We start from the raw sequence: 6,624 nt of genomic DNA, 5'->3' as shown, positions 1-6,624 counted from the left end.
TTATGTGTCTCCAATTTTATAATCTGATAAAGACCTGTACATGCAACCGAATTCATGTTGTTTTGGGGGAGGATTTTAAGATGAAAAAGAGACTGACGGCAATGATGACAGTTATGTTGGCTATACTCCTCACAGCCTGCAGCGGCGGTTCCGCTGCGACGACGCAAAATTCAGAAAGCCCCTCTTCACCAGGAGCCTCAACCGCGGCCGCGGATGAAAGCAAAGACCCTATTATCGTGGGTGCACTCCTCAGTCAATCAGGCCCTCAAGCACAACCCGGAGAAAGTGCCAAAAAAGGAATCGAGCTTTATTTCTCGCAGCATAATTACATGATCGGAGACCGCAAGGTCGAAATCAAGTACGAGGATGATGAAGGGAATCCTCAGACGGGGTTACGGAAGTACCGCCAGCTTATTAACAGCAGCAAGGCGGATGTCGTGCTCGGTCCCCTTCTAAGCAATGTTGTGTATGCGCTTACAGACGAGGTGCAAAAGGTCAAGAAACCCATGATTATCGTCACCGCCGCCGCCAATGATATTTCCTGGTCCAAGAAAAGCGACTATATGATCCGTACCTCCCTCTCTAACTGGCAAAGCGGAACGCCCGGCGGCAAGTACTTTGCCGACAAAGTCGGCAAAACGGCATACATCGTAGCGTCCGACTATCCTGCAGGACACGAAGTGGCTGCCGGGTTTAAAGAGGCGTTTATCCAGGCTGGCGGCAAAGTCATCGAGGAAGCCTACCCTCCGCTCGGGGCAAACGATTATGCGACAAATCTGAATCAAATCAAGCAGGCTAAACCGGAATTGGTATTTGCATTCTTGCCTGGGGCAGACGGAATCCGATTCATTAAGCAATATAAAGAGTTTGGCCTGAAGGGGAACATCCCGCTGACTTCTTCCGGCGAATTCGGAGACGTCCTCATCACGGAACCGACCGGTGCCGATTCAGAAGGAATTTATAGCACCTTCCACTATTACCCTGCACTCGAGAATGAGACGAACAAAAAGTTTGTCGAAGAATTTAAAGCGAAGTATGGCAAAATACCGGATTTCTACTCCGTATATGGATATGATGCCGCTCAGGCCTTCGCGGAAGCGGTGAAGAAGACAGGCGGAAGCGTAAAAAGCGACGATCTTTTGAAAGCGCTTAAAGGAATTACGATCAATAGCCCGCGCGGCAGCATTACCATCGATCCCCAAACGAATAATCCGATTCAAACGTTTTATGCCGGCAGAAATGTAATGAAAGACGGCAGCATCGTCTTCGAACCATTGGCGAATCTTGGAGAAATGGTTATGCCGGAAAAGGATCCCGCGGCAAAGTAATTTCTAATTAATTCACATGAGGAGGCAGGAGAATTATGAGTACTGTTTTGGACGAAGACAGATTGCGGAAGATAAAAGAAAAAATCTCGCAGGGGATGATGCCGCAGTGGATTTTGAACGACCCCGCTATATTCGACGAGGAGATCGAGAAAGTATTCGCTCATGCGTGGCAGCTTCTCGGCCATGAGAGCGAGCTGAAGGAACCGGGAAGCTATATCACCAGATGGCTGGTTCATGATCCGATCTTGGTTGTCCGGACGAAAAAAGGAGAAATCAAAGCATTTCTTAATTCTTGTCCGCACAGAGGCATGCAGCTGTGTACAGCCGATTTCGGCAAAAAGAACACGTTTCAATGCCCGTATCACGGCTGGAGCTTTAATAATGATGGCAAGCTGATCGGCGTCGTCGCAGGGGATAAGGTTTACGGCGAAGGCATGGACAAAGAGCAATGGGGTCTTAAGCCGGTGCCGCAGGTCGCCACCTACAACGGTTTGATATTCGGCTGCCTGGATGCAAATACCATGCCGCTGGAAGAGTACCTCGGAGGAATGAAATGGTATTTTGATATTCTTCTGAACCGCAGCGATGGCGGCATGGAGGTCCGAGGCGTTCCGCAGCGCTGGATTCTTAACGCCAACTGGAAGCTGACATCGGAAAACTTCGGAGGGGATCCGTACCATGTGGCGACCGTACACCGCTCGACGGTGGAACTTGGCATCAGCCCGCAGGATCCGCTGTTCTCGGGCTATGGTTATCAAGTGGTGCTCGACCATGGACACAACGTTAACATCAATACCGGCGTTCCGGGTTTAGACATACCGCCGTATCAGGGAATGCCCGAAGAGATGTGGCCGATGTTCCAAAAGAACCTGACGGCCGAGCAGCATGATATTTTATCGAAATGTACCGTTATCGTAGGCAACTGTTTCCCTAACTTGTCCTTCCTGAGTCCGCTTCACGGAAGCGAAGGTCATCTGCACAATTACTTGAACATGCGTGTGTGGCGTCCGATCTCAGCCGACAAAATCGAAGTGTGGTCCTGGTTTATGATCGACAAGGCGGCGCCGGAAGCATACAAGCAAGCCTCGTACAAAGGCTACATCGCATCCTTCGGCCCGTCGGGCACGTTGGAGCAGGACGATGCCGAAATTTGGGCGCGCGTGACGCAGGCGAGCAAAGGCATACTTGCCCGTGACAAGGATTTGAGCTACAACAATGTGCTGAACTATATGATGGGCGAGGGAAAAGTAGAGCCGCTGGACCATTGGGACGGACCGGGCGTAGCTTATCCGACTTGTTACGTCGACTATGCCTCAAGGAACATGCATGAATTCTGGCTGTCTCTGCTCACCGGTGACGTCAATCTGCGGCAGTCCGCGGTGCATTCGGAAATAAAATAATTGAGGAAAGGAGCCATCATTATGAACTATGAACTTCACTATGAGATCACGAATTTCCTTCAGCGCGAAGCGTACATATTGGACAGCTTGCAATTCCAGGAATGGCTGGGCCTGCTGACGGATGACATTATTTACCGCATGCCGCTAAGGGTCACCCGCGAGAAAAAAGACGGCTCCAACATTGTGGATGAGATGACTTACTTTGAAGAAACGAAGAAATCGCTCATCACACGGGTAAGCCGTATGGCAACAACCTCGGCATGGGCCTGGGATCCGGTACCACGTACGCGGCATTTCATCAACAATATTCTGATTGAGCGGGAAACGCGCAAAGATGAGCTTGAGGTCAGAAGCGCATTTCTGTTTATGCGGAGTAGAGCGAAGGATGAAGTCTCCGACCAGGTTTATGGAGAACGGCTGGACATACTCAGACGAGTGGATGGACAGTGGAAAATAGCTGCGCGAACGATTTACCCGGATCAAACGGTACTGACGTCCATTAATCTTAGCTCATTCTTTTAAGAATAGACCGAAACCTCCGAAACAGAAGTCGGTTTTGTTGCACTTATTAATCACTCCATGTTCACTTTCGGTAGGGAGGAAATGTCTTGAATGCATCCATTCTGTTTTCACATATTTTAACCGGTTTGGCTTACGGGATGCTGCTGTTTATGATTGCGGCGGGGTTATCAATCATTATGGGGTTTATGAATGTCGTTAACCTTGCCCATGGTTCCTTTTTCATGATCGCAGCCTATGTCGCATTTGCGTTAATGAAGCAGGGGATGGGCTTTTGGGTCGCGCTTATGGTGACGATTATCCTCGTCGGTCTATTCGGATGGTTTATGGAAAAGGTTTTCCTGGCCCGCGTGTACGGGAAGGAATTGGACCAGGTACTGCTCACCTTCGGTTTGACATTTATTTTTTCCGATCTGGTGAAGTGGGCATGGGGCACGAGCCCGCAAAGTATCCCGGTTCCCGGGGAACTTAGCCAATCGATCCATTTGGGAGAAACCGTATTTCCCGTCTTTCGTCTGTTTGTAATTATGGTCGGTGTGCTGGTTGCCGTGCTTCTCTGGTACTTCGAAAGCCGCACGCGTGTCGGGTCGGTCATCAGAGCCGGGGTAGACGATCGCCAGATGGTATCGGCGCTCGGAATAAATGTAGGCTTGGCCTTTTCCGGCGTTTTCGCTTTCGGTGCTCTGCTTGCCGGCTTCAGCGGCGTTCTTGGCGGTGCGGTAACGGGAATTTATCTGGGAATGGATGCGGAAGTCCTCATTTCTTCCTTGGTTGTCGTCGTTATCGGCGGACTCGGAACATGGAAAGGCGCCTTTGCAGGAGCGATCCTGGTCGGGATGATCGATACGTTAGGAAAAGTCTGGTTCCCCTCGGTTTCCATGGCCTTGGTGTTTATCTTAATGGTTATCGTGCTGCTGGTTCGTCCGACCGGGTTGTTCGGAAGAGGGGTGCAGCTGTGAGGAAACATGCCTACTTCTTTTTAGCCATGATTATTATGGTTCTCGTGCTGCCGTTGATATTAAGCAGCTTCGGCACGAATCTCGCAACGGAAATTTTCTTTATGGCTGTGTTCGCGCTCAGTCTGGGACTTATTATGGGATATACCGGACTCGTTTCACTAGGTCACGCGGCCTTCTTCGGAACCGGGGCGTATACGGTGGCGCTGCTCGGCGAGCATATCGGCAATACTTATGTGCTGCTGCTCGCTGCGCTTGTCTTCTCCGGATTGTTGGCGCTTATTTCCGGCGCATTGTTCATCCGTACGACGGGCGGCTACTTTCTGATGATTACGCTTGCCTTCGGCCAGATGCTGTTCGCTTTCGCGTTTAAAATGAAATCATGGACCGGCGGTGCAGACGGCATGCAGATAAGCGTGTCTCCCGATTTCGGTTTCGGTCCGATCACGAGCACGCATGGCTTGTATTATTTGGCCGGGGTTGGCTTTTTACTTTGCTATCTTCTTCTGCTGCTCTTTGTGAATTCGCCGATCGGGAAAATCGTCAAAGGCATCATGGAAAACGAAACACGCATGAAAGCTCTCGGCTATCAAACCCGCAATTACAAATTAATCGCTTATTCGCTTTCCGGTACGCTCGCCGGTTTCGGAGGCGCGCTCTACGCCTTTATTAATTCATTCGTCAGCCCTGACCTCATGTTTTGGATTTTTTCCGGGCAGGCGCTCATTATGGTCATCGTCGGCGGAGCGGGAACGCTGCTGGGGCCTGTAGTCGGCGTCGTCTTCTTTATCATTTTGCAAAACTACGTCAGCTCTTACACCGAACGCTGGCAGCTTATAATGGGGATTATTTTTGTGGCATTTGTGCTTTACGGGCGCGGGGGCATCGTGCAGCTTGTTTCTTCTCTCTGGGAGAAAAGGCCGGGAAAGGGGGAAGACGCAAATGTCGCTGTTGAAAACGCAAAAAATAAGCAAATCGTTTAAGGCGCTGCAGGTGCTAAAAGACGTTTCTCTCGAAGTGCAGGAGAATGAACGCCACGTTATTATCGGTCCGAACGGTGCCGGAAAAACGACCCTGTTTAACTGTTTAACCGGATTCCTGCCGATCAGCAGCGGGAAAATATTTCTCCAGAATCAAGATATAAGTACGATGGAAACCCATAAACGGGTCGGTCTCGGGATGTCGAGAACGTACCAGAAAAACAATCTGTTCTGGAACCTTACGGTAAAAGAAAATGTTTATCTTGCCATTACATCCAACAAGCCTTATAAATACCGTTTTTTTAAACCGCTTGACAGCTATGCGGATATCCGGGCCGAGGCCGACGAACTGATTGAACAATGGAACCTTCTGGAGCGAAAAGACAGAATAGTAAGTGAATTGTCATACGGTGAACAGCGGGTGCTGGAAGTGATGCTGGCTGTTGCGCTGAAACCGAAAGTTTTGCTGCTGGATGAACCGACGTCAGGCATGTCACCTGCGGAAACAGCGCATACGACCAAGTTGATTCAGCAGCTGCCGCGCTCGATGACCATGGTGATTATCGAACATGATATGGACGTCGTCTTTTCCATCGCGGACCGCATTACGGTGCTGCATCACGGGGAGCTGCTATTAAGCGGAAGCCCGGACGAGATTCGCAATAACAGCCAAGTGCAAGATGTGTATTTCGGCGGGGGGGCTTTATCGCATGCTGACGATTGAAGGCGTACATACCTATTACGGCAACAGCCATGTGCTTCAAGGCGTAACATTCAACGTTCCGGCGGGCAAAAGTGTAGCGCTTCTGGGCCGAAACGGAGTGGGAAAGACAACGACCATCCATTCCATTTCGGGACTTACGCCGGCGAAAAGAGGGGAGATCCGGTTTCTTGGCAAGACCATCACGGGCAAAACGCCCCATGAAATCGCACGGACAGGCATCGGATTGGTGCCCCAAGGCAGACGTGTATTTCCTTCCCTGACCATCCGTGAAAACTTGACGATGGCGGCGCGTTCGCAAACGCAGGACGCTCTGCCGGATTGGGATTTGGACAAAGTGTATACGTTATTCCCCGTTCTCAAAGAGCGGGAAAAAAACATGGGCAACCAGCTGTCCGGCGGCCAGCAGCAGATGCTTGCGATCGGCAGGGCGCTAATGACCAATCCCCAGCTTATTTTGATGGATGAGCCTTCGGAGGGACTGGCTCCATCCGTGGTTTCACAGGTAGGCGATATCATTCACGGTTTAAAAAAGTCCGGGCTTTCCATTCTTCTTGTCGAGCAAAATTTCCATTTGGCCTGCGGGGTTGCCGACGAGGTGCTGATTATGAGCAAGGGGCAAATTGTTTGGTCGGGCTCGCCAAAAGAGCTTCTCGATAACAATGAAATCCAGCATCAATATCTTGGCATATAGAAAAGATAGTCACAATAACATAAAAA

Annotated in this window: 7 protein-coding genes; all 7 read left to right on the top strand. The window is 50.3% G+C overall.

Translation table 11 applies throughout. The features are described from left to right. Window positions 1–80 precede the first annotated feature (80 nt). Window positions 81–1,328: an ABC transporter substrate-binding protein gene (locus PVA01S_RS25985; protein ID WP_164751988.1), complete on the top strand. Its 1,248-nt coding sequence runs from the start codon at window positions 81–83 to the stop codon at window positions 1,326–1,328. Window positions 1,329–1,363: 35 nt separating this feature from the next. Continuing rightward, a complete protein-coding gene (locus PVA01S_RS25980; RefSeq protein WP_155615113.1) occupies window positions 1,364–2,728 on the top strand; it encodes an aromatic ring-hydroxylating oxygenase subunit alpha in 1,365 nt (454 codons plus the stop codon). 21 nt (window positions 2,729–2,749) lie between these two features. Next, the gene (locus PVA01S_RS25975) at window positions 2,750–3,250 is read left to right on the top strand and encodes a 3-phenylpropionate/cinnamic acid dioxygenase subunit beta (RefSeq protein WP_054797771.1); all 501 of its coding nucleotides are present in this window, start codon (window positions 2,750–2,752) and stop codon (window positions 3,248–3,250) included. 86 nt (window positions 3,251–3,336) lie between these two features. Continuing rightward, complete coding sequence (locus PVA01S_RS25970; RefSeq protein WP_236595957.1) at window positions 3,337–4,206, top strand: branched-chain amino acid ABC transporter permease; 870 nt, start codon at window positions 3,337–3,339, stop codon at window positions 4,204–4,206. Then, window positions 4,203–5,186, top strand: coding sequence for a branched-chain amino acid ABC transporter permease (locus PVA01S_RS25965; RefSeq protein WP_244933053.1), 984 nt, complete (start codon window positions 4,203–4,205; stop codon window positions 5,184–5,186). The genes PVA01S_RS25970 and PVA01S_RS25965 overlap by 4 nt, the downstream gene beginning before the upstream one ends. After that, window positions 5,146–5,907 (top strand): ABC transporter ATP-binding protein, encoded by a 762-nt coding sequence (locus PVA01S_RS25960; RefSeq protein ID WP_127610772.1) that lies wholly within the window; start codon window positions 5,146–5,148, stop codon window positions 5,905–5,907. Before PVA01S_RS25965 ends, PVA01S_RS25960 begins: the two co-directional genes overlap by 41 nt. Continuing rightward, window positions 5,894–6,598, top strand: a complete 705-nt coding sequence (locus tag PVA01S_RS25955; RefSeq protein WP_127610770.1) for an ABC transporter ATP-binding protein — start codon at window positions 5,894–5,896, stop codon at window positions 6,596–6,598. Before PVA01S_RS25960 ends, PVA01S_RS25955 begins: the two co-directional genes overlap by 14 nt. Window positions 6,599–6,624 lie beyond the last annotated feature (26 nt).

The sequence above is a fragment of the Paenibacillus validus NBRC 15382 genome (assembly GCF_004000985.1).
GTDB classification, from domain to species: Bacteria; Bacillota; Bacilli; order Paenibacillales; family NBRC-103111; genus Paenibacillus_G; species Paenibacillus_G validus.
This window is presented reverse-complemented; position numbering and strand designations above follow the sequence as displayed.